15 protein-coding genes are annotated in these 21553 nt (G+C 55.5%); 8 read left to right on the plus strand and 7 right to left on the minus strand.

The window, feature by feature from the left end; translation table 11 throughout:
• Nucleotides 1–93: 93 nt before the first annotated feature.
• Nucleotides 94–1662 (minus strand): multicopper oxidase CueO, encoded by a 1569-nt coding sequence (gene cueO, locus USF70_RS13845; protein ID WP_094934539.1) that lies wholly within the window; start codon nt 1660–1662, stop codon nt 94–96.
• Nucleotides 1663–1807: 145 nt separating this feature from the next.
• On the opposite strand from cueO, the gene USF70_RS13850 reads away from it, so the two are divergent.
• The 3 genes from USF70_RS13850 (at nt 1808) to speD (ending at nt 3936) form a co-directional block, all read left to right on the plus strand.
• Entirely contained in the window at nt 1808–2155 is a 348-nt protein-coding gene (locus USF70_RS13850) for a YacC family pilotin-like protein (protein WP_014882582.1), read from the plus strand.
• Nucleotides 2156–2271: 116 nt separating this feature from the next.
• A complete protein-coding gene (gene speE / locus USF70_RS13855; protein ID WP_023310424.1) occupies nt 2272–3141 on the plus strand; it encodes a polyamine aminopropyltransferase in 870 nt (289 codons plus the stop codon).
• A complete protein-coding gene (speD, locus tag USF70_RS13860) occupies nt 3142–3936 on the plus strand; it encodes an adenosylmethionine decarboxylase (RefSeq protein WP_032649781.1) in 795 nt (264 codons plus the stop codon).
• Between the two features lie 31 nt (nt 3937–3967).
• On the opposite strand, the gene yacL is transcribed toward speD, so the two are convergent.
• On the minus strand, nt 3968–4330 hold the full coding sequence (yacL, locus tag USF70_RS13865) for a protein YacL (protein WP_023310423.1): 363 nt from the start codon (nt 4328–4330) through the stop codon (nt 3968–3970).
• A 189-nt stretch (nt 4331–4519) separates the two neighbouring features.
• On the minus strand, nt 4520–7117 hold the full coding sequence (gene acnB / locus USF70_RS13870; RefSeq protein WP_033144650.1) for a bifunctional aconitate hydratase 2/2-methylisocitrate dehydratase: 2598 nt from the start codon (nt 7115–7117) through the stop codon (nt 4520–4522).
• A 399-nt stretch (nt 7118–7516) separates the two neighbouring features.
• Between acnB and USF70_RS13875 the strand changes: the two genes are divergently transcribed.
• Nucleotides 7517–9073, plus strand: coding sequence for a DUF3300 domain-containing protein (locus tag USF70_RS13875; protein WP_320735707.1), 1557 nt, complete (start codon nt 7517–7519; stop codon nt 9071–9073).
• Between the two features lie 10 nt (nt 9074–9083).
• Nucleotides 9084–9875: a DUF2950 family protein gene (locus USF70_RS13880; protein ID WP_320735757.1), complete on the plus strand. Its 792-nt coding sequence runs from the start codon at nt 9084–9086 to the stop codon at nt 9873–9875.
• 53 nt (nt 9876–9928) lie between these two features.
• On the opposite strand, the gene lpdA is transcribed toward USF70_RS13880, so the two are convergent.
• The 4 genes from lpdA to pdhR all read right to left on the minus strand — a co-directional run bounded on the left by lpdA (nt 9929) and on the right by pdhR (nt 17111).
• Entirely contained in the window at nt 9929–11353 is a 1425-nt protein-coding gene (gene lpdA / locus USF70_RS13885) for a dihydrolipoyl dehydrogenase (RefSeq protein ID WP_003856313.1), read from the minus strand.
• Between the two features lie 175 nt (nt 11354–11528).
• Nucleotides 11529–13424: a pyruvate dehydrogenase complex dihydrolipoyllysine-residue acetyltransferase gene (gene aceF, locus USF70_RS13890; RefSeq protein WP_221702761.1), complete on the minus strand. Its 1896-nt coding sequence runs from the start codon at nt 13422–13424 to the stop codon at nt 11529–11531.
• Between the two features lie 14 nt (nt 13425–13438).
• On the minus strand, nt 13439–16102 hold the full coding sequence (gene aceE / locus USF70_RS13895; RefSeq protein WP_023310418.1) for a pyruvate dehydrogenase (acetyl-transferring), homodimeric type: 2664 nt from the start codon (nt 16100–16102) through the stop codon (nt 13439–13441).
• 244 nt (nt 16103–16346) lie between these two features.
• Nucleotides 16347–17111: a pyruvate dehydrogenase complex transcriptional repressor PdhR gene (gene pdhR, locus USF70_RS13900; protein WP_008501960.1), complete on the minus strand. Its 765-nt coding sequence runs from the start codon at nt 17109–17111 to the stop codon at nt 16347–16349.
• Nucleotides 17112–17649: 538 nt separating this feature from the next.
• On the opposite strand from pdhR, the gene aroP reads away from it, so the two are divergent.
• From aroP to USF70_RS13915, 3 genes are all read left to right on the plus strand, one after another.
• Complete coding sequence (gene aroP, locus USF70_RS13905; protein ID WP_029739677.1) at nt 17650–19020, plus strand: aromatic amino acid transporter AroP; 1371 nt, start codon at nt 17650–17652, stop codon at nt 19018–19020.
• Nucleotides 19021–19184: 164 nt separating this feature from the next.
• Nucleotides 19185–20582, plus strand: coding sequence for a glycoside-pentoside-hexuronide (GPH):cation symporter (locus USF70_RS13910; protein ID WP_221702762.1), 1398 nt, complete (start codon nt 19185–19187; stop codon nt 20580–20582).
• A gap of 10 nt (nt 20583–20592) precedes the next feature.
• Nucleotides 20593–21543, plus strand: coding sequence for a family 43 glycosylhydrolase (locus USF70_RS13915; RefSeq protein WP_320735708.1), 951 nt, complete (start codon nt 20593–20595; stop codon nt 21541–21543).
• Nucleotides 21544–21553 lie beyond the last annotated feature (10 nt).

A 21553-nucleotide genomic window follows, 5' to 3' on the forward strand; every position in this document is an offset into this window, starting at 1 on the left:
AACTTCGGTTGCCGTTTTTGTGTTTGTTCCCTCTCCCCGTGGGAGAGGGTCAGGGTGAGGGCATCAGGCCGCACCTGCGACCACCCGGCTTTTTTATACCGTGAACCCCAGCATCATCCCCGTATCCTCATGCTCCAGCAGGTGGCAGTGCGCCATATAGGCAAACTCCTTCGGCGCCTCGTGGTCAAACTTCACCAGCACCTCGCTGACGCCGCCCTCCACTCTCACCGTATCTTTCCAGCCCGCGCGATGCGCATCCGGCGCTTTGCCGTTCTCTGTGAGAATACGGAACTGGGTGCCGTGGATATGGAACGGGTGCAGCATCATGTCCCCTTCGCCTGAAATCACCCAGCGCTCAAGCTGACCCTTTGTCGCAGCAAACATCGGCGTGTTCATGTCGAACGCTTTGCCGTTGATCATGTTGGCGTTGTGGAAATCAAAGCCATGGTCGCCGTGATTCATATTCCCCATGCCGCCCATTTTGCCGTGGTCCATATTCATGTGGCCCATCATCTGGCCGTGCTGCATCCCCGCCATCGCCTTATCGCCATATTTCGCCATCAGCGCCTGCATGCCCATCATATCGAGCATCGGGTTCATTGAGAGCTGCAGCTTGCGCTGCGTAAGCCCCTCCAGCGACGGGAGGGCTGGCAGGGTGGTTAACGTATCAGGCAGCGTGCCGGATGCGGCCACCAGCAATGGCTGAATACGCAGCACCGGATGCGGCTTATCAAACGGTGCGACCGCCATCCCCATCTGGCTCACCGGCAGGGTTACGAGGTCAAACGGCTTGCCGTCGCTGATATCCACCAGCACCTCAAAGCGTTCGCCCATGAGCATCGGCAGCTCGCTCACCTTCACCGGCTCCGGCAGCAGGCCGCCGTCGCTGGCTACCACATACAGCGGGCGTTTATCGCTGGCGGCGAAATTCAGCGAGCGCGCGTTACAGCCGTTGAGCAGGCGCAGGCGCAGCCAGCCTTTCGGCGCGGCATGCTGAGGGTAAATGGCGCCGTTGGTCAGCAACGTGTCGCCAAACCAGCCTACCGCCGCGCTCATCACGTCCAGCTGATAGTCAATTTGCCCGTCAGCGTTGAATTTCTTGTCCTGCACAATCACCGGTACATCGTCAATGCCCCACTGTTTCGGCAGGCGCAGCAGGCGGCTTTCGTCGTCTTCAATCAGCACCAGCCCCGCCAGCCCCATCGCCACCTGATGGCCCGTTTTGCCATGTTGATGCGGATGGAACCAGCAGGTCGCCGCGCGCTGATCGGGCGTAAAGGTGACGCTGCGCGTACCGCCCGCTTTGATGATGCCCTGCGGCCCGCCGTCCACTTCGCCCGGCACTTCAAGCCCGTGCCAGTGCAGCGTCGTCTCTTCGACGAGCGTGTTGTGGATATCCACCGTCACCGCTTTCCCTTTACGTAGCTGAAGCGCCGGACCGAGCAAATTGCCGTTATAGCCCCACGTCGTGGCGTTGTGCTCGCCGAACGTCGTTTTACCGGCCTGAACCACAAGCTGGATACGGCTGCGGGCGTCAGCGGTCAGTAAGTCAGGAATGGGTAAGGCAGGCCTGTCGGTCGCTAAAACCGCGCGGCTCCAGAGAGGTAATGCGCTGGCAGCCCCCAGCACAGCGGAATATTTTAAAAAATCACGACGTTGCATGTTCATTTCCTTATTTCCAGCAGGCGATCTTTTGAGCATAAACCCTCCCCTTACCGGAAGGTCAAGTAAAGCGGCAATAATAAAGATCGTCGCACCGGCATCAAGTATGCTAACGTTAATTTTCCGTGAAGAAGTGGTAGAAGCAATGAAGACGTTTTTCAGGACAATTTTGTTCGGAAGCCTGATGGCAATGTGTGCGAACAGCTATGCGCTAAGTGAAAATGAAGCGGAAGATATGGCCGATTTAACGGCGGTTTTTGTATTCCTGAAAAATGATTGTGGCTACCAGAATTTACCCAACGGGCAGATTCGCCGCGCGCTGGTCTTTTTTGCCCAGCAAAACCAGTGGGATCTCAGCAACTACGACAGCTTCGACATGAAGGCCCTCGGCGAAGACAGCTACCGTGACTTGAGCGGTATTGGTATTCCCACTGCCAAAAAATGTAAAGCGCTGGCTCGCGACTCACTCAGCCTGCTCGCCTACGTCAAATAACCTTCCCGACGCCCCCCTGTTGAACCTATAGCCGTGCAACCACGGTTATAGTTAGCTATCATGTTTCGCTCATTTTTTGTGAGCGTAACGGATGTTAACAAAGGAGGAGTCCGCGTATGGCCGACCACACGTTGTGGCATGAAACACTGCATGACCAGTTTGGTCAGTACTTTGCCGTTGATAACGTGCTCTATCATGAGAAAACCGATCACCAGGATCTCATCATCTTCGAAAACGCCGCCTTTGGCCGCGTGATGGCGCTGGACGGCGTCGTGCAAACCACCGAGCGCGACGAGTTTATCTATCACGAAATGATGACCCACGTTCCGCTGCTGGCGCACGGTCACGCGAAGCATGTCCTGATTATCGGCGGCGGCGACGGCGCAATGCTGCGTGAAGTGTCCCGCCATCGTTCCATTGAAACCATCACCATGGTGGAAATCGATGCGGGCGTCGTCTCTTTCTGCCGCCAGTATCTGCCCAACCACAATGCCGGTAGCTATGACGATCCGCGCTTTAGCCTGGTGATTGACGACGGCGTTAACTTTGTTAACCAGACCTCGCAGACCTTTGACGTCATTATCTCCGACTGCACCGACCCAATCGGCCCCGGCGCGTCGCTGTTTACCTCCTCCTTCTACGAAGGCTGCAAGCGCTGCCTGAACCCGGGCGGGATCTTCGTCGCACAAAATGGCGTCTGCTTCCTGCAGCAGGATGAAGCGCTCGACAGCCATCGTAAGCTGAGCACCTATTTCGATGATGTCAGCTTCTATCAGGCCGCTATTCCGACGTACTACGGCGGGATCATGACCTTTGCCTGGGCGACCGATAACGACGTATTACGCCATCTCTCCACCGAAATTATTCAGGCCCGCTTCCATCAGGCCGGTCTTCAGTGCCGATACTACAATCCGGCTATCCATACCGCAGCGTTTGCTCTGCCGCAGTACCTGCAAGACGCATTATCCACTAAGGGGGTGAGCTAATTGAAAAAGCTTAAACTGCATGGCTTTAACAACCTGACGAAAAGCCTGAGTTTTTGTATTTACGATATCTGCTATGCCAAAACAGCGGAAGAACGCGATGGTTACATCGCCTATATCGACGAACTCTACAACGCCAACCGTCTGACCGAGATCCTGTCAGAAACCTGTTCCATTATTGGCGCAAACATCCTGAACATCGCCCGACAGGATTATGAACCTCAGGGCGCCAGCGTGACTATTCTGGTCAGCGAAGAGCCGGTCGATCCGAAGCTTATCGACAAAACTGAACATCCGGGCCCGCTGCCGGAAGTGGTCGTGGCCCACCTGGATAAAAGCCATATCTGCGTGCACACCTACCCGGAGAGTCACCCGGAAGGCGGGCTGTGCACGTTCCGCGCCGATATTGAAGTGTCGACCTGCGGCGTGATTTCACCGCTGAACGCGCTGAACTATTTAATCCACCAGCTGGAATCGGACATCGTCACCATTGATTATCGCGTGCGTGGTTTTACCCGCGATATCAACGGCATGAAGCATTTCATCGACCACGAGATTAACTCCATCCAGAACTTTATGTCCGAGGACATGAAATCGCTGTACGACATGATGGACGTGAACGTGTATCAGGAAAATATCTTCCATACCAAGATGTTACTTAAGGAATTCGACCTTAAGCACTATATGTTCCACACGAAGCCGGAAGATTTGAGCGAAGAAGAGCGTAAGGCGATTACTGACCTGCTCTGGAAAGAGATGCGCGAGATTTACTACGGCCGCAATATTCCGGCCGTGTAAGAGCAAGCCGGAGCAGGGATGCTCCGGGCTGTTATTTCTGTTTCATAAAGTCGCGGTAGGCATTTACCACCTGAAGGAAATCCTCTACGCCGCACATCGACAGGCTTTCTTCGTCATAGTAGCTCATCCCCTCTTCCATCTCGTCACCTGAAAACTCGAGCTGGTTGGCACGCACCATGACCTCTTCACCGTCCATCCACAGCGTATATTCATGCCCGGCGCGCTGCCAGGATCGTTCACTGCCTTTCACCGTATTTGCCGCCTGTTCAACCTCATCAAGAAGTGCGAGATTTTCTTTCACCTCTTCGTTAAACCAGTGTCCAACGGCTTCGTGGCCCATCGACATACGCACTTTCACCACTCCGGTGATGTCGCGCAGAAATTCGTAATCCATAGTGTTTTCCTCTGCAAAGCCATTAAGGTAATTATCGCAGCAGCGAGGAAGAAAAAAAGCGGGAGAGGTGGGAGGAATGAAAATAAAAAGGTGAGAGCAAGACCCTGCGGCCTGATGCCCTAACCCGCCCCTCTCCCGTGGGAGAGGGTGCAAACACTAAAAACCGTCTCATGGAGACGGTTTTGCTGTTTATACCGCCGTCTGGAAGATAACCCCGTCGGCCTTCTCGGTGTACTGAGAAAGCTGGTCGAAGTTCAGATAGCGATAGGTATCCACCGCGGTCTTATCCACCTGAGCCACAAAGGTCTGGTACTCTTCCGGCGTTGGCAGTTTGCCAATCAGCGCCGCAACCGCCGCCAGCTCCGCAGAGGCCAGGAAGACGTTCGCACCGGTACCTAAACGGTTCGGGAAGTTACGGGTAGAGGTGGAAACCACCGTCGCACCGTCGGCTACGCGCGCCTGGTTGCCCATACACAGGGAACAGCCAGGGATTTCGATACGCGCCCCGCTCTTACCAAACACGCTGTAGTAGCCCTCTTCGGTCAGCTGAGCCGCGTCCATACGGGTTGGCGGCGCCACCCACAGACGGGTTGGCAGCTGGCCTTTGTGGGTATCCAGCAGCTTACCGGCAGCACGGAAGTGACCGATGTTGGTCATACAGGATCCGATGAACACTTCGTCGATCTTCTCGCCCTGAACCTCAGACAGCGGACGCGCGTCGTCAGGATCGTTAGGTGCACACAGGATTGGCTCTTTGATATCCGCCAGATCGATGTCGATCACCGCCGCGTACTCTGCGTCAGCATCGGCTTCCAGCAGCTGCGGATCGGCCAGCCATTTTTCCATGCCCTGGATACGACGCTCCAGCGTACGACGGTCGCCGTAGCCTTCTGCAATCATCCACTTCAGCAGCACGATGTTGGAAGTCAGATACTCGATAATCGGCTCTTTGTTCAGCTTGATGGTACAGCCCGCCGCAGAGCGCTCAGCGGAAGCATCGGTCAGCTCGAACGCCTGCTCCACTTTCAGATCCGGCAGACCTTCAATTTCCAGAATGCGGCCAGAGAAGATGTTTTTCTTCCCTTTCTTCTCAACGGTCAGCAGGCCCTGTTTAATCGCATACAGCGGGATCGCGTGAACCAGGTCGCGCAGGGTGATACCCGGCTGCATTTTACCTTTGAAGCGCACCAGCACCGATTCCGGCATATCCAGCGGCATCACGCCGGTCGCAGCAGCAAACGCCACCAGACCGGAGCCCGCCGGGAAGGAGATACCGATTGGGAAACGGGTATGGGAGTCACCGCCGGTACCGACGGTATCCGGCAGCAGCATGCGGTTCAGCCAGGAGTGGATTACGCCGTCACCCGGACGCAGGGAAACGCCGCCGCGGTTCATGATGAAGTCTGGCAGCGTGTGGTGCGTGGTCACGTCAACCGGCTTCGGATAGGCCGCCGTGTGGCAGAAGGACTGCATCACCAGATCAGAAGAGAAGCCCAGGCACGCCAAGTCTTTCAGTTCGTCACGGGTCATTGGGCCAGTGGTGTCCTGAGAGCCCACGGAGGTCATCTTAGGCTCGCAGTACGCGCCAGGACGAATACCGGCTACGCCGCACGCGCGCCCCACCATTTTCTGTGCCAGAGAATAACCGCGGTTGCTTTCAGCAACGTCTTTCGCCTGACGGAAAACGTCAGAGTGCGGCAGACCCAGCGCTTCACGCGCTTTGGTAGTCAGACCACGACCAATGATCAGCGGGATACGGCCACCGGCGCGCACTTCGTCGATCAGCACGTCGGTTTTCAGCTCGAAGCTTGCCAGCAGCTCGTTGGTCTCGTGGTTGCGCACTTCGCCTTTGTACGGGTAAACGTCAATCACGTCGCCCATGTTCAGGTTAGAAACGTCCACTTCGATTGGCAGGGCGCCCGCATCTTCCATGGTGTTGAAGAAGATTGGCGCAATTTTGCCGCCGAGGCACAGGCCGCCGCCGCGCTTGTTCGGCACGTGCGGAATGTCGTCGCCCATGAACCACAGCACGGAGTTGGTTGCGGACTTACGGGAAGAACCGGTACCCACAACGTCACCCACATAGGCCAGCGGGAACCCTTTTTTCTGCAGGGCTTCGATCTGTTTGATCGGGCCGACGCTGCCCGGCTGATCCGGCTCAATACCTTCACGGGCGTTTTTCAGCATCGCCAGAGCGTGCAGAGGGATATCCGGGCGAGACCACGCGTCCGGTGCCGGAGAGAGGTCATCGGTGTTGGTTTCACCGGTCACTTTAAAGACGGTAACGGTGATTTTTTCAGCCAGCGCTGGGCGGTTCAGGAACCATTCGGCATCAGCCCAGGACTGCATCACCTGCTTCGCATAGACGTTCCCTGCTTTGGCTTTTTCTTCCACATCGTAGAAGTTATCGAACATCAGCAGCGTGGAAGAGAGCGCTTTAGCGGCAATCGGTGCCAGCTTGTCGTTATCCAGCGCGTCAATCAGCGGATGAATGTTGTAACCACCCTGCATGGTGCCGAGCAGTTCAATGGCTTTTTCAGGAGTAACCAGTGGGGAGGTGGCTTCGCCTTTGGCGATAGCAGCAAGGAATCCGGCTTTTACGTAGGCAGCTTCATCTACGCCAGGCGGTACGCGGTTGATCAGCAGATCTAACAGGAATTCTTCTTCGCCCTTAGGCGGGTTCTTCAGCAGCTCGACGAGCGCGGCCATTTGGGTTGCATCTAAAGGTTTGGGTACAATTCCCTCGGCGGCACGTTCTGCTACGTGCTTACGGTATTCTTCTAGCACGACGGTTCTCCTCGCTCTCATTGTCATATGCGGCGGGCGTTCTCTTCACGCTCCTGTGAGACAGCAGTTTGTAGGGTAAATGCCCGATACCGCGTCGGGCAGCATAGCAGGATTTCTGCACAGTGTTAATCCGTTTACAAAAAAGCAACATTAAAAAATTTGCTGAATCGTTAAGCATGGTGTAGTGGGGATTCAGGGCATCTTTTTGCGGTATCTTCTGCACCGTGACGCTTCAGTTTTTTCTTCATCAGATATAATTGTGTAATAAATACTCACACTCTTTATCCGGACGTACCGGACGCTTCCCAATAAAAGTCAAAACAGTAAAAGACGGGTGAATAATACTCACGCCAACCGTAACGCCTCACGGCACAGCGCTTGTCTCGTTGGAGTCATTTTATGAAGTTGCCCTTTAAGCCACATCTGCTCGTCCTTCTGTGCAGTGCCGGGCTGTTTGCCGCCTCGGGCGTCATGTTTGTCAAAGGCCGCGCCACGGAGCCCGCAGCGCCGGCCCCCGTCGCACAACAACCGGCTGCACCTGCGCCTGCCGCAGCCCAGCCCGCACCTGTTGTCGCGCCAGCCTACACTGCCGCGCAAATCGATCAATGGGTTGCTCCCATCGCGCTCTACCCGGATGCCCTGCTGTCGCAAATTTTAATGGCGTCGACCTATCCGGCCAACGTGATCCAGGCGGCGCAGTGGTCCAAAGACAACCCTAAAATGGAAGGGGACGCCGCGATTCAGGCCGTTGCCAGCCAGCCCTGGGATCCCAGCGTAAAATCGCTGGTCGCGTTTCCTCAGCTTATGTCCCTGATGGGTGAAAACCCGCCGTGGGTACAAAATCTGGGTGATGCGTTTCTCGCGCAGCCGAAGGACGTGATGGATTCCGTTCAGCGCCTGCGCGCGCTGGCACAGAAGACCGGCGCTTTACAATCCACGCCCCAGCAGACCGTCACCACCGTGACTAAACCGGCGCCAGCGAAAACCAGCACCGCCGAGGCAACGACAACCAAGACGTCCGCGCCCGCCCCAACGGTAATCAAAATTGAATCTGCCGATCCGCAGGTTGTTTACGTCCCGACCTATAACCCCAATACGGTTTACGGGACCTGGCCAAACACCGCCTATCCGCCCACCTATCTCCCGCCTGCACCCGGGGAGCAGTTTGGCAACAGCTTCGTAAACGGTTTAGGCTTCAGCCTGGGCGTCGCCACAACCTATGCCATCTTCAGCAACATCGACTGGGATGATGACGATGACTGGGATCATCACCATGGCGACTGGGATAATCACGGCGGCTATAACCGCAACGGCGATAACAATATCAATATCAACGTTGAGAACTTCAATAAAATCAGCGGACAGCGCCTGACGGACGCCAACCGCACCTGGCAGCACAACCCGGCCTATCGGGAAGGCGTGCCCTATCCGACTAACCAGCTCAACACTCGCTTCCACTCCACCAACGCGGCGACAGGGCTCAGCTCAACGCAGCAAAAACCGGTTAACCGCGATAGCCAGCGTCAGGCCGCGCTAAGCCAGATGGAGAAATCCACGGGCAAAACCTTCCCCCAAACGGCGCGCACCGGAACGAAAGACGTGCAGCGTCAGGCCTCAGGTGAACAGCTGAAGCAGATTTCGCAGCGCAATAACTACCGTGGCTACGACACTAAACCGCAGACGGCGAAGCGGAGCACCGCGCAGCAGCGAGAAAACCGCCAGACCACCGCGCAGAGACAAGAGAAGCGGGTTTCGCAGCCCGCGCAGCAACGCTCTCTCCAGCAGCGAAGCAGCCAGCCCCGGGCCAATGCGCTGAGCGGTAACGACAGCCGCTCGGCGAACTGGCAGGCGCAGCAGCAGCGCGGTGCGCAAAGCAGACAGCTCGCTGCGCGCCAGCAGCAGCCACGTCAGGCGTCTGGTGGACGTGCTGAACGCCGTGAAATTCGACATCGCTAAGGGAACCGACATGAAACGTAAACTACTCAGCGGAATGGTGTTATTTATGCTTTCGGCCCCGGTGATGGCGCAGCAGTCCTTTAGCACGCCCGATAGGGCAACCGATGCGCTGACCAAAGCCATCAGTGAGCAAAATGAGAGCGCGATGACTAACCTGCTTGGAGAGAACTGGCGCGATTTTCTCCCGCCTGAGGGCGTTGATCCGGATGCTGTCGATCGCTTCCTGCGCGACTGGAACGTCCGTCATACCACGGTTGTCGAAGGGAATACGGCGCATCTGGTCGTCGGAGACAGCGGCTGGCAGCTTCCCATCCCGGTGATCAAAACCTCTGCAGGCTGGCAGTTCGACATCAAAGAAGGGGCAGAAGAGATCCTGACCCGCGAAATCGGGCGTAACGAGCTCGCCGCCATTGAAGCCTTACATGCCTATGTTGATGCGCAGCAAAGCTATTTTGCGATGAACCAGAAATACGCGCAGAAGATTGTCAGCTCGAAAGGCAAAAAAGACGGTTTGTACTGGCCTGCCTCGCCCGGCGAATCGCCCAGCCCGCTCGGCCCGGCATTTAGCCCGAAAGAGCCAGGTACCGGCTATCACGGCTATCGCTTCCGCATCCTGCCGGACAATCACGGTTTCGCGATGGTGGCCTGGCCGGTCAGCTATGGTCAGACGGGCGTCATGAGCTTTGTGATAAACCAGGACGACAAGGTGTACCAGTCCGATCTCGGCAGCGATTCAGAGCAGAAAGCCCGGGCGCTAGCCGCCTATAGCCCTGATAAAACCTGGCAGCCTGTGGCCCCCTGAACGCAGCGCATAAAAAAAGCGGCCATTGGCCGCTTTTTTTCATCTGAAGAAACTTATTTCTTCTTCGCTTTCGCGTTTGGCAGGTCGGTGATGCTGCCTTCAAACACTTCTGCCGCCAGGCCCACGGACTCGTGCAGAGTCGGGTGAGCGTGGATGGTCAGCGCGATGTCTTCAGCGTCACAGCCCATTTCGATAGCCAGACCGATTTCACCCAGCAGCTCGCCGCCGTTGGTACCGACAATCGCACCACCGATGACGCGGTGAGTCTCTTTGTCGAAGATCAGTTTGGTCATACCGTCAGCGCAGTCGGAAGCGATAGCACGGCCAGAAGCAGCCCACGGGAAGGTGGCGGTTTCGTAGCTGATGCCTTTCTCTTTCGCTTCTTTCTCAGTCAGACCGACCCATGCCACTTCTGGCTCGGTGTACGCGATAGATGGAATGACTTTCGGATCGAAGTAGTGCTTCATGCCGGCGATAACTTCAGCGGCAACGTGACCTTCGTGGACACCTTTGTGCGCCAGCATTGGCTGACCGACGATATCGCCGATAGCAAAGATGTGCGGCACGTTAGTGCGCAGCTGCTTGTCAACGCGGATAAAGCCACGGTCGTCCACTTCCACGCCAGCTTTGCCCGCGTCGAGGTTTTTACCGTTCGGCACACGGCCGATAGCCACCAGCACGGCGTCGTAACGCTGTGGTTCGGATGGGGCTTTTTTGCCTTCCATGGAAACGTAAATACCGTCTTCTTTCGCTTCAACGGCAGTCACTTTGGTTTCCAGCATCAGGTTGAATTTCTTGCTGATGCGTTTGGTGAAGACTTTAACGATGTCTTTGTCGGCAGCCGGGATAACCTGGTCGAACATTTCAACCACGTCGATCTCTGAACCCAGCGCATGGTACACGGTACCCATTTCCAGACCGATGATACCGCCGCCCATGACCAGCAGACGCTTAGGAACGGTTTTCAGCTCCAGCGCATCGGTGGAATCCCACACGCGTGGATCTTCATGCGGAATGAATGGCAGTTCGATTGGGCGAGAGCCTGCCGCGATGATCGCGTTGTCGAAGTTGATCACGGTTTTGCCGTTTTCGCCTTCCACTTCCAGGGTGTTCGCACCGGTGAATTTACCCAGACCGTTTACCACTTTCACTTTACGGCCTTTGGCCATACCCGCCAGACCGCCGGTCAGCTGAGTGATAACTTTCTCTTTCCAGGTACGAATTTTGTCGATATCGGTTTTCGGCTCGCCGAAGACGATACCGTGTTCAGCCAGCGCTTTGGCTTCTTCGATAACTTTCGCTACGTGCAGCAGCGCTTTAGAAGGGATACAGCCGACGTTCAGACAAACACCGCCGAGGGTGCTGTAACGTTCTACGATGACGGTTTCCAGACCTAAATCCGCTGCACGGAATGCTGCGGAGTAACCTGCCGGGCCTGCCCCAAGTACTACGACCTGAGTTTTGATTTCTGTGCTCATCATGACCTCTTAATTTATACCCGTCGTCCACCGGGTCGTTCTATCCGCCCGCAGTTTACAAAATTGTTAACAATTTTGAAACAACAAACGGCTCACGAATTGTCGCTTTCGCCAATAACCTCACAAACACCATGAGATTATCAGAAAAAAGCCGGCCGACTGGCCGGCTTTTCGATTACATCACCAGGCGGCGAATGTCGCTCAGCATGTTGTTGATGATGGTGATGAAGCGCGCACCATCAGCACCGTCGATCACGCGGTGGTCGAAGGACAGAGAGATTGGCATCATCAGACGCGGCACGAACTCTTTGCCATTCCACACCGGCTCCATCGCGGACTTGGACACACCGAGGATAGCCACTTCCGGCGCGTTAACGATCGGCGCGAAGTGGGTGGTACCCAGGCCGCCGATGCTGGAGATAGTGAAGCAGCCGCCCTGCATTTCGCCGGCAGTCAGCTTACCATCACGCGCTTTCTTGGAGATCACGGTCAGTTCACGGGACAGCTCAGTGATGCTCTTCTTGTTCACGTCTTTGAAGACCGGAACAACCAGACCATTTGGCGTATCAACCGCAACACCGATGTTGATGTATTTCTTCAGCGTCAGCTTCTGGCCGTCTTCGGACAGGGAGCTGTTGAAGCGTGGCATCTGCTCAAGGGCAGCGGCAACGGCTTTCATGATGAAGACCACTGGGGTGAATTTCACGTCCAGTTTGCGCTTCTCAGCTTCAGCGTTCTGCTGTTTACGGAACGCTTCCAGATCGGTGATATCGGTTTTGTCGAAGTGCGTAACGTGCGGGATCATCACCCAGTTACGGCTCAGGTTAGCACCAGAGATTTTCTGGATGCGGCCCAGCTCCACTTCTTCGATTTCGCCGAACTTGCTGAAGTCCACTTTCGGCCATGGCAGCATGCCCGGGATACCGCCACCGGCGGCTGCAGCTGGTGCAGCTTCGGCGCGTTTCACCGCGTCTTTCACGTAGGTCTGAACGTCTTCGCGCAGGATACGACCCTTACGGCCGGTCCCTTTCACTTTCGCCAGGTTCACACCGAACTCGCGCGCCAGGCGACGAATCAGCGGGGTAGCGTGGACGTAAGCGTCGTTTTCAGCGAACTCAGATTTTTCTGCTTTAGCAGCAGGGGCAGCGGCTGGTTTAGCAGCCTGAGCCGGTGCAGCAGCCGGTGCAGGAGCAGTCGCGGCAGCCGGAGCTGCGGCAGGCGCAGCGCCTTCCACTTCGAAGACCATGATCAGAGAGCCGGTAGACACTTTGTCGCCGGTGCTGATCTTAATCTCTTTAACGGTACCCGCGAACGGCGCAGGCACTTCCATAGAAGCTTTGTCGCCTTCAACGGTGATCAGTGACTGTTCAGCGGCAACTTTGTCGCCCACTTTCACCATCACTTCGGTCACTTCAACTTCGTCACCGCCGATGTCCGGTACGTTAACATCTTTCGCGCCGCCAGCAGCTGCTGGTGCAGCAGCCGGAGCCGGAGCAGCGGCCTGCGCAGGCGCTGCAGCAGGTGCAGCACCCGCCACTTCGAAGACCATGATCAGGGAGCCGGTAGACACTTTGTCGCCGGTGTTGATCTTGATCTCTTTAACGGTACCCGCGAACGGAGCCGGCACTTCCATAGAGGCTTTGTCGCCTTCTACGGTGATCAGTGACTGCTCAGCCGCAACGGTGTCGCCCACTTTCACCAGGATTTCAGTGACTTCAACTTCGTCACCGCCGATGTCAGGCACGTTCACTTCTTTCGCGCTCGCGGCAGCTGCTGGAGCAGCGGCGGCCGGAGCGGCTTTCTTCTCTTCCTGCGCAGGTGCAGCAGCTGCTGCACCGTCGGCGGAATCGAAAATCATGATCAGTTTGCCGGTCTCGGTTTTATCGCCAACAGAGACTTTGATCTCTTTAACGATGCCAGCCTGAGGAGACGGGACTTCCATAGAGGCTTTGTCGCCTTCTACGGTGATCAGCGACTGTTCAGCTTCAACTTTGTCGCCTACTTTGACCAGGATCTCGGTGATTTCAACTTCATCAGCCCCGATGTCCGGTACATTGATTTCGATAGCCATTATTCTTTTACCTCTTACGCCAGACGCGGGTTAACTTTTTCTGCATCGATGTTGAATTTGGTGATTGCGTCCGCAACCACTTTCTTATCGATTTCGCCACGTTTAGCCAGTTCGCCCAGTGCTGCTACAACCACGTAAGAAGCATCAACTTCGAAGTGGTGACGCAGGTTTTCGCGGCTGTCAGAACGACCGAAGCCGTCAGTACCCAGAACGCGATAATCATCAGCTGGAACGTAAGTACGAACCTGCTCAGCGAACAGTTTCATATAGTCAGTAGACGCCACCGCTGGCGCGTCGTTCATCACCTGAGCGATGTACGGAACGCGTGGAGTTTCCAGTGGGTGCAGCATGTTCCAGCGCTCACAATCCTGGCCATCACGCGCCAGTTCGGTGAAGGAGGTCACAGAGTACACGTCGGAACCCACGCCGTAGTCTTTCGCCAGAATCTGCGCTGCTTCACGTACGTGACGCAGGATAGAGCCGGAGCCCAGCAGCTGAACTTTACCTTTGCTACCTTCGATGGTTTCGAGTTTGTAGATACCTTTACGGATACCTTCCTCGGCACCTGCTGGCATTGCCGGCATGTGGTAGTTTTCGTTCAGGGTGGTGATGTAGTAGTAAATGTTCTCTTGCGCTTCACCGTACATGCGCTGCAGACCGTCATGCATGATGACTGCCACTTCGTATGCGTAAGACGGATCGTAAGAGATACAGTTAGGGATAGTCAGAGACTGAATGTGGCTGTGGCCATCTTCGTGCTGCAGACCTTCACCGTTCAGAGTCGTACGACCGGAGGTACCGCCTACCAGGAAGCCGCGAGCCTGCTGGTCGCCTGCCTGCCAGCACAGGTCACCGATACGCTGGAACCCGAACATGGAGTAGTAGATGTAGAACGGGATCATCGGCAGGTTGTTGGTGCTGTAAGAGGTCGCAGCAGCCAGCCAGGATGCGCCTGCGCCCAGCTCGTTGATACCTTCCTGCAGGATCTGACCTTTCTCGTCTTCTTTGTAGTATGCAACCTGCTCACGGTCCTGCGGGGTGTACTGCTGGCCGTTCGGGCTGTAGATACCGATCTGACGGAACAGACCTTCCATACCGAAAGTACGCGCTTCGTCGGCGATGATTGGAACCAGACGATCTTTGATCGACTTGTTCTTCAGCATCACGTTCAGGGCACGAACGAAAGCGATAGTGGTAGAGATCTCTTTGTTCTGCTCTTCCAGCAGCTGAGAGAAGTCTTCCAGCGCTGGCAGTTCCAGCTTCTCGGTGAAGTTAGGCTGACGAGCTGGCAGGTAGCCTTTCAGCGCCTGACGACGTTCGTGCAGGTACTTGTGCTCTTCAGAACCTTCCGGGAAGGTGATGTAAGACAGGTTTTCTACCTGCTCATCGGTCACTGGAACGTTGAAACGGTCGCGGATGTAACGCACGCCGTCCATGTTCATTTTCTTAACCTGGTGAGCGATGTTTTTACCTTCTGCGGTATCACCCATGCCGTAACCTTTGATGGTATGGGCCAGGATTACAGTCGCTTTACCTTTGGTTTCACGCGCTTTTTTCAGTGCAGCGTAGACTTTCTTCGGATCGTGACCACCGCGGTTCAGAGCCCAGATCTGCTCATCAGTCCAGTCTGCAACCAGTGCTGCGGTTTCAGGGTATTTGCCGAAGAAGTGCTCACGAACGTAGGCACCGTCTTTGGATTTGAAGGTCTGGTAGTCACCGTCAACGGTTTCGTTCATCAGCTGGATCAGTTTACCGCTGGTGTCTTTACGCAGCAGCTCATCCCAACGACCGCCCCACATGACCTTGATCACGTTCCAGCCAGCACCAGCGAAGATGCCTTCCAGTTCGTTGATGATCTTGCCGTTACCGGTTACCGGACCATCCAGACGCTGCAGGTTACAGTTGATGATGAAGCACAGGTTGTCCAGCTTCTCACGGGTAGCGATGGTGATCGCACCTTTGGATTCTGGCTCATCCATTTCGCCGTCGCCCAGGAAGGCGTAAACGGTCTGCTCAGAGGTGTCTTTCAGGCCACGGTGTTCCAGGTATTTCAGGAATTTAGCCTGATAGATCGCACCGATTGGGCCCAGACCCATAGATACGGTCGGGAACTGCCAGAATTCAGGCATCAGTTTAGGGTGCGGGTAAGAAGACAGACCTTTACCGTGAACTTCCTGACGGAAGTTGTTCATCTGCTCTTCAGTCAGACGACCTTCCAGGAATGCACGTGCATAGATGCCCGGAGAGATGTGGCCCTGGAAGTACACCAGATCGCCGCCGTCTTTCTCGTTCGCTGCACGGAAGAAGTGGTTGAAGCACACTTCGTAAACGGTCGCAGAAGACTGGAAGGACGCCATGTGGCCACCCAGTTCCAGGTCTTTCTTGGATGCGCGCAGAACGGTCATGATGGCGTTCCAGCGGATTGCAGAACGGATACGACGTTCCAGATCCAGATTGCCCGGGTATTCCGGTTCGTCTTCGACGGCAATCGTGTTTACGTAGTTGCTAGCCCCTGCACCTGAAGCAACCTTCACACCGCCTTTGCGGGCTTCAGAAAGCAGCTGATCAATCAGATACTGAGCGCGCTCAACACCTTCTTCACGGATGACCGATTCGATCGCCTGTAGCCAGTCGCGAGTTTCGATCGGATCCACGTCATTTTGGAGACGTTCTGACATGGGGGTATTCCTTATCTATCTAATACGTTGATTTGTCTGGAACCTGTCCCATTGTGCTCTTTGTTCTTAATATTTCGGGTTATCTCTTTGTTGGCTGCGCTTTCTCACCCCGGTCACATAGTTCGCTATGCTCCCGGGGATTCGCGCGCTTGCCGCCGCGATATAACCCGAACTATTTGAACAACCAAAAGCACAATAAGACAGGTTCTGCGTTTAGTTGCCGCGCTCTAAAAGTACCTGGCGCTTAATCCTTTCGTTGCTGTATGCGGCGTAATGAACGTTCGCGACGCGATTGTTCACGGCTGCGGTCCAGCAAGATTTCCTCAATGAAAGCCAGATGTCGGTGCGACGCTTCGCGCGCCTGCTCCGGTTCCCCGGCCATTATCGCCTCGAATACTCGGGTGCGATGGTTGCTTACCAGTGGGAGCATGTCCCGACGGGCATACAACAATTCAAAATTCTGACGAACGTTCTGGGCCAGCATGGGCTCCATGCAGCGTAGCAGATGGAGGAGCACCACGTTGTGGGCCGCTTCGGTGACGGCTATTTGATACTGGACGACGGCGCTGGACTCGGCGTCTAGATCGCCGGACTGCTGTGCCCGTTCAATGGCCTGATGCAGTTCGCGGATACGCACGCGATCTTCATCAGTGCTGCGAAGGGCGGCGTAATAGGCCGCAATACCTTCAAGCGCGTGACGGGTCTCAAGCAGGTCAAACTGGGATTCTGGGTGGTCAGAGAGAAGTTCTACCAGCGGATCGCTGAAGCTCTGCCACAGGCTGTTTTGCACAAAGGTTCCGCCGCCCTGGCGACGAAGCAGCAAGCCCTTTGCTTCGAGACGTTGAATCGCCTCACGCAGAGAGGGACGTGAAACGTCGAACTGTTTTGCCAGCTCGCGTTCTGGCGGAAGTTTCTCACCCGGGCGCAGAGTCCCTTCGAGGATTAAAAACTCCAGCTGCTGCTCAATCACATCAGATAGTTTTGGTTGGCGAATTTTGCTGTAGGCCATATTCCCTGTCTTACGCCTTTTTGCCCGGAGTCAATTGGTCTTACCAATTTCTATTTCGTATCGCTAAAGTAACAAAGTATTCACCTTCTGTCCATATTGGTTTTGATTGAAATCAGTAAACCCTGCACATTTTAACAACCTTACAGAAATAACGTTTCAGAAATGTAACTTTGCACAAATGAGTTGATTACTCCCAAAGAGGGAGTTTTAACCATAATGAAACGAGGGTTTTTGCAATCTGAAGCGATTCAACAAGGCAAATAATGAAAATTCGCCCACTTACGGAGCATTTCTATTCTATAGGTTGGGTTAGGAAGAATAAGCGGGCCGATTTACAAATGCTTTCTTTTTATTCAAGTCGTCATCACCCCCTTCATAAAGCAGGTGCATTCGCAGGCGCTTACCACTATTCTTGCGCTTACGGAAGTCATGTCCGCTTTTTTCGGTCTCGTTAACCGTAAAGAAATAAATACAGAATATGGATTTTCATAATTACACACGCACAGCGTGAACATAACAACCACACACGAGGTTTCAAATGGAAGCTCAACAGCACGGCGATCAGCTAAAGCGCGGGCTTAAAAACCGCCATATACAGCTCATCGCACTGGGCGGTGCGATTGGTACTGGCCTGTTTCTGGGCAGCGCATCCGTTATCCAGTCAGCCGGTCCCGGCATTATTTTGGGTTACGCGATTGCCGGCTTTATTGCCTTTCTGATTATGCGCCAGCTGGGTGAAATGGTCGTTGAAGAGCCGGTCGCAGGCTCCTTCAGCCACTTTGCCTATAAATACTGGGGCAGCTTTGCCGGTTTCGCCTCGGGCTGGAACTACTGGGTGCTGTACGTTCTGGTTGCCATGGCCGAGCTTACCGCCGTCGGGAAATACATTCAGTTCTGGTATCCCGAGATCCCAACCTGGGCCTCCGCAGCGGCTTTCTTCGTCATTATTAACGCCATTAACCTGACCAACGTAAAAGTGTTCGGTGAGATGGAGTTCTGGTTCGCTATCATCAAGGTCATTGCCGTTGTGGCGATGATCATCTTCGGCGGCTGGCTGCTGTTCAGCGGCAACGGCGGCCCGCAGGCAACCGTGCGCAACCTCTGGGAACAGGGCGGCTTCCTGCCTCACGGCATGACGGGCCTCGTGATGATGATGGCCATCATCATGTTCTCCTTCGGCGGACTCGAGCTGGTGGGCATCACCGCCGCTGAAGCCGACAACCCGGAGCAGAGCATTCCAAAAGCCACAAACCAGGTTATCTACCGCATTCTGATCTTCTATGTGGGCTCGCTGGCCGTGCTGCTCTCCCTGCTGCCGTGGACGCGCGTGACCGCCGACACCAGCCCGTTTGTGCTGATCTTCCACGAGCTGGGCGATACCTTTGTAGCAAACGCACTCAACGTGGTTGTTCTGACAGCAGCGCTCTCCGTTTACAACAGCTGCGTATACTGCAACAGCCGTATGCTGTTCGGCCTGGCCCAGCAGGGCAACGCGCCTAAAGCGCTGCTCAACGTCGATAAACGCGGCGTGCCGGTAAACACAATTCTGGTTTCGGCGGTTGTGACCGCGCTGTGCGTGCTCATTAACTACATGGCTCCGGAATCGGCGTTTGGCCTGCTGATGGCGCTGGTGGTCTCTGCCCTGGTCATCAACTGGGCGATGATCAGCCTGGCGCACATGAAGTTCCGCCGCGCCAAGCAGCAGCAGGGCGTCACCACCCGCTTCCCTGCCCTGCTCTATCCGCTGGGCAACTGGGTGTGCCTGGTGTTCATGGCGGCCGTGCTGGTGATCATGCTGATCACGCCGGGTATGGCGATTTCCGTCTACCTGATCCCGGTCTGGATTGCGATCCTTGGCGTGGGCTATCTCTTCAGCCAGAAAAGCCGTAATGCCATGAAAGCACACTAAGCCTCTCTCCGCGGCGCCTGCTTTTGCGGGTGCCGCGCGTTGTTACCTCCCTCACACTTTCACGCCCACAGCGCATTTATCCATATCACCGCCCTGATACTGCAACGCATATATTCCTTTGCCAGCAAATAATTCTCTCCATACCGTAAACCGGAGAGCTGTCGATGGATAACAACACACTGTCAGTAAAAGAAAAGATCGGCTATGGGATGGGAGACGCGGGATGCAACATCATCTTCGGCGCCATCATGCTGTTTGTTAACTATTTTTATACGGATATTTTTGGCCTCGCCCCTGCGCTGGTCGGCGTGCTGCTGCTTTCCGTACGGGTGATTGACGCCGTAACGGACCCGATCATGGGCGCGATTGCTGACCGTACCCGCAGCAAATATGGTCGGTTTCGTCCATGGCTGCTGTGGATCGCTTTCCCCTACGCGCTGTTCAGCATTCTGATGTTCACCACGCCGGAGTGGAGCTATAACAGCAAAGTTATCTATGCGTTTGTCACCTACTTCCTGCTCTCTTTGACCTATACGGCCATCAACATTCCCTACTGCTCGCTGGGCGGGGTGATCACCAACGATCCAAAAGAGCGCGTGGCCTGCCAGTCGTATCGCTTCGTGCTGGTCGGCATCGCCACGCTGCTGCTCTCATTAACGCTGCTGCCGATGGCCGACTGGTTTGGCGGGGATAACAAAGCCAAAGGTTACCAGATGGCGATGACCGTCCTGGCGCTGATTGGCACCTGCATGTTCCTGTTCTGCTTCGCCACCGTGCGCGAGCGCGTGCGTCCGGCGGTACAGACCAACGACGAGCTGAAAAACGATCTCAAAGACGTGTGGAAGAACGACCAGTGGGTACGCATTCTGCTCCTGACCCTGTGCAACGTCTGCCCGGGCTTTATCCGCATGGCGGCCACCATGTATTACGTCACCTGGGTGATGGGCCAGAGCACCCATTTCGCCACGCTGTTTATCAGCCTGGGCGTGGTCGGCATGATGCTCGGCAGCGTGCTGGCAAAAGTGCTGACCGACCGCTGGTGTAAGCTCAAGGTCTTCTTCTGGACCAATATCGTGCTGGCGATTTTCTCAACCGCCTTTTATTTCTTCGACCCGAAAGCCACCGTCACCATCGTGGTGCTCTACTTCCTGCTGAACATCCTGCACCAGATCCCGTCTCCGCTGCACTGGTCGCTGATGGCCGACGTGGACGACTACGGCGAGTGGAAGACCGGTAAGCGTATCACCGGGATCAGCTTCTCCGGCAACATCTTCTTCCTGAAGCTGGGGCTGGCGATTGCCGGGGCGATGGTCGGCTTCCTGCTCTCCTGGTACGGTTATGACGCGGGAGCAAAAGCGCAGAGCGCGGACGCCATTAACGGGATCGTGCTGCTCTTTACCGTCATTCCCGGCATTGGATACTTAGTTACCGCGGGCGTGGTGCGCCTGCTGAAAGTGGACCGCGAAACCATGAAGCAGATCCAGTCCGATCTGGAAAAGCGTCGCGCCAATTACCGCGAACTGAATGATTATCAGGAACTCAAAGCCGCTGAGACAAAATAAGGAAAGCCGAATGCAAACCTGGCCAAACCCGTTTATTGAACAACGCGCCGATCCGTACATTTTACGCCACGAGGGGCAATACTATTTTATCGCCTCCGTGCCGGAGTACGACAGGCTGGCAATCCGCCGCGCAGAGTCTCTGGAAGGCTTACGTAATGCTGAAGAAGTGGTGGTCTGGCGCAAACCCGAGACCGGGCCGATGAGCCAGCTGATCTGGGCGCCGGAACTGCACCACATCGACGGCAAGTGGTACATCTATTTTGCTGCGACGCACACCCAGGCGCTCGACGCGCTCGGAATGTTCCAGCACCGTATGTTCGCCATTGAATGTGCCGACGGCGATCCGCTCACCGGCACGTGGGTGGAGAAAGGGCAAATCAAAACGCCTTTCGATACCTTCGCTCTGGACGCCACCACCTTTGTTCATCAGGGGAAACGCTGGTATCTGTGGGCGCAAAAAGCGCCGGACATCACCGGTAACTCCAATCTTTATCTGTGTGAAATGGAGACCCCGTGGACGCTGAAAGGCGAGCCGGTGATGCTCAGCAAGCCGGAGTATGACTGGGAGCGTCGCGGATTTTGGGTTAACGAAGGCCCGGCGGTGCTGGTTCACGGCGATAAGCTGTTTATCAGCTATTCCGCAAGCGCCACCGACGAGAACTACTGCATGGGTCTACTGTGGATAGACCTGAATGCCGATCCGCAAAACCCGGCAAACTGGCACAAATCCCCGCGTCCGGTGTTCGTTACCAGCTACGAAAATCGTCAGTACGGCCCGGGCCACAACAGCTTTACGCAAACGCCGGAAGGGGAAGATGTGCTGGTGTATCACGCGCGGAATTACACCGAAATTGAGGGCGACCCGCTGTACGATCCGAATCGCCATACCCGACTGAAGCTTGTCCGCTGGAATGAAAGCGGGATGCCTGATTTCGGCATCCCGCCCGCGGATACGCTTTAGCCTTTGCGGC

The organism is Enterobacter sp. 237C8 (genome assembly GCF_034106865.1).
Taxonomy (GTDB): Bacteria; Pseudomonadota; Gammaproteobacteria; order Enterobacterales; family Enterobacteriaceae; genus Enterobacter; species Enterobacter asburiae_B.

Excerpts from the sequence above, each read along its gene's own strand:
- speE (WP_023310424.1), top strand. The coding sequence starts at position 2,272 with ATGGCCGACCACACGTTGTGGCATGAAACACTGCATGACCAGTTTGGT.
- USF70_RS13875 (WP_320735707.1), top strand. The coding sequence starts at position 7,517 with ATGAAGTTGCCCTTTAAGCCACATCTGCTCGTCCTTCTGTGCAGTGCC.
- USF70_RS13850 (WP_014882582.1), top strand. The coding sequence starts at position 1,808 with ATGAAGACGTTTTTCAGGACAATTTTGTTCGGAAGCCTGATGGCAATG.
- USF70_RS13880 (WP_320735757.1), top strand. The coding sequence starts at position 9,084 with ATGAAACGTAAACTACTCAGCGGAATGGTGTTATTTATGCTTTCGGCC.
- aroP (WP_029739677.1), top strand. The coding sequence starts at position 17,650 with ATGGAAGCTCAACAGCACGGCGATCAGCTAAAGCGCGGGCTTAAAAAC.
- cueO (WP_094934539.1), bottom strand. The coding sequence starts at position 1,662 with ATGCAACGTCGTGATTTTTTAAAATATTCCGCTGTGCTGGGGGCTGCC.
- yacL (WP_023310423.1), bottom strand. The coding sequence starts at position 4,330 with ATGGATTACGAATTTCTGCGCGACATCACCGGAGTGGTGAAAGTGCGT.
- USF70_RS13915 (WP_320735708.1), top strand. The coding sequence starts at position 20,593 with ATGCAAACCTGGCCAAACCCGTTTATTGAACAACGCGCCGATCCGTAC.
- USF70_RS13910 (WP_221702762.1), top strand. The coding sequence starts at position 19,185 with ATGGATAACAACACACTGTCAGTAAAAGAAAAGATCGGCTATGGGATG.
- aceF (WP_221702761.1), bottom strand. The coding sequence starts at position 13,424 with ATGGCTATCGAAATCAATGTACCGGACATCGGGGCTGATGAAGTTGAA.
- lpdA (WP_003856313.1), bottom strand. The coding sequence starts at position 11,353 with ATGAGCACAGAAATCAAAACTCAGGTCGTAGTACTTGGGGCAGGCCCG.
- pdhR (WP_008501960.1), bottom strand. The coding sequence starts at position 17,111 with ATGGCCTACAGCAAAATTCGCCAACCAAAACTATCTGATGTGATTGAG.
- aceE (WP_023310418.1), bottom strand. The coding sequence starts at position 16,102 with ATGTCAGAACGTCTCCAAAATGACGTGGATCCGATCGAAACTCGCGAC.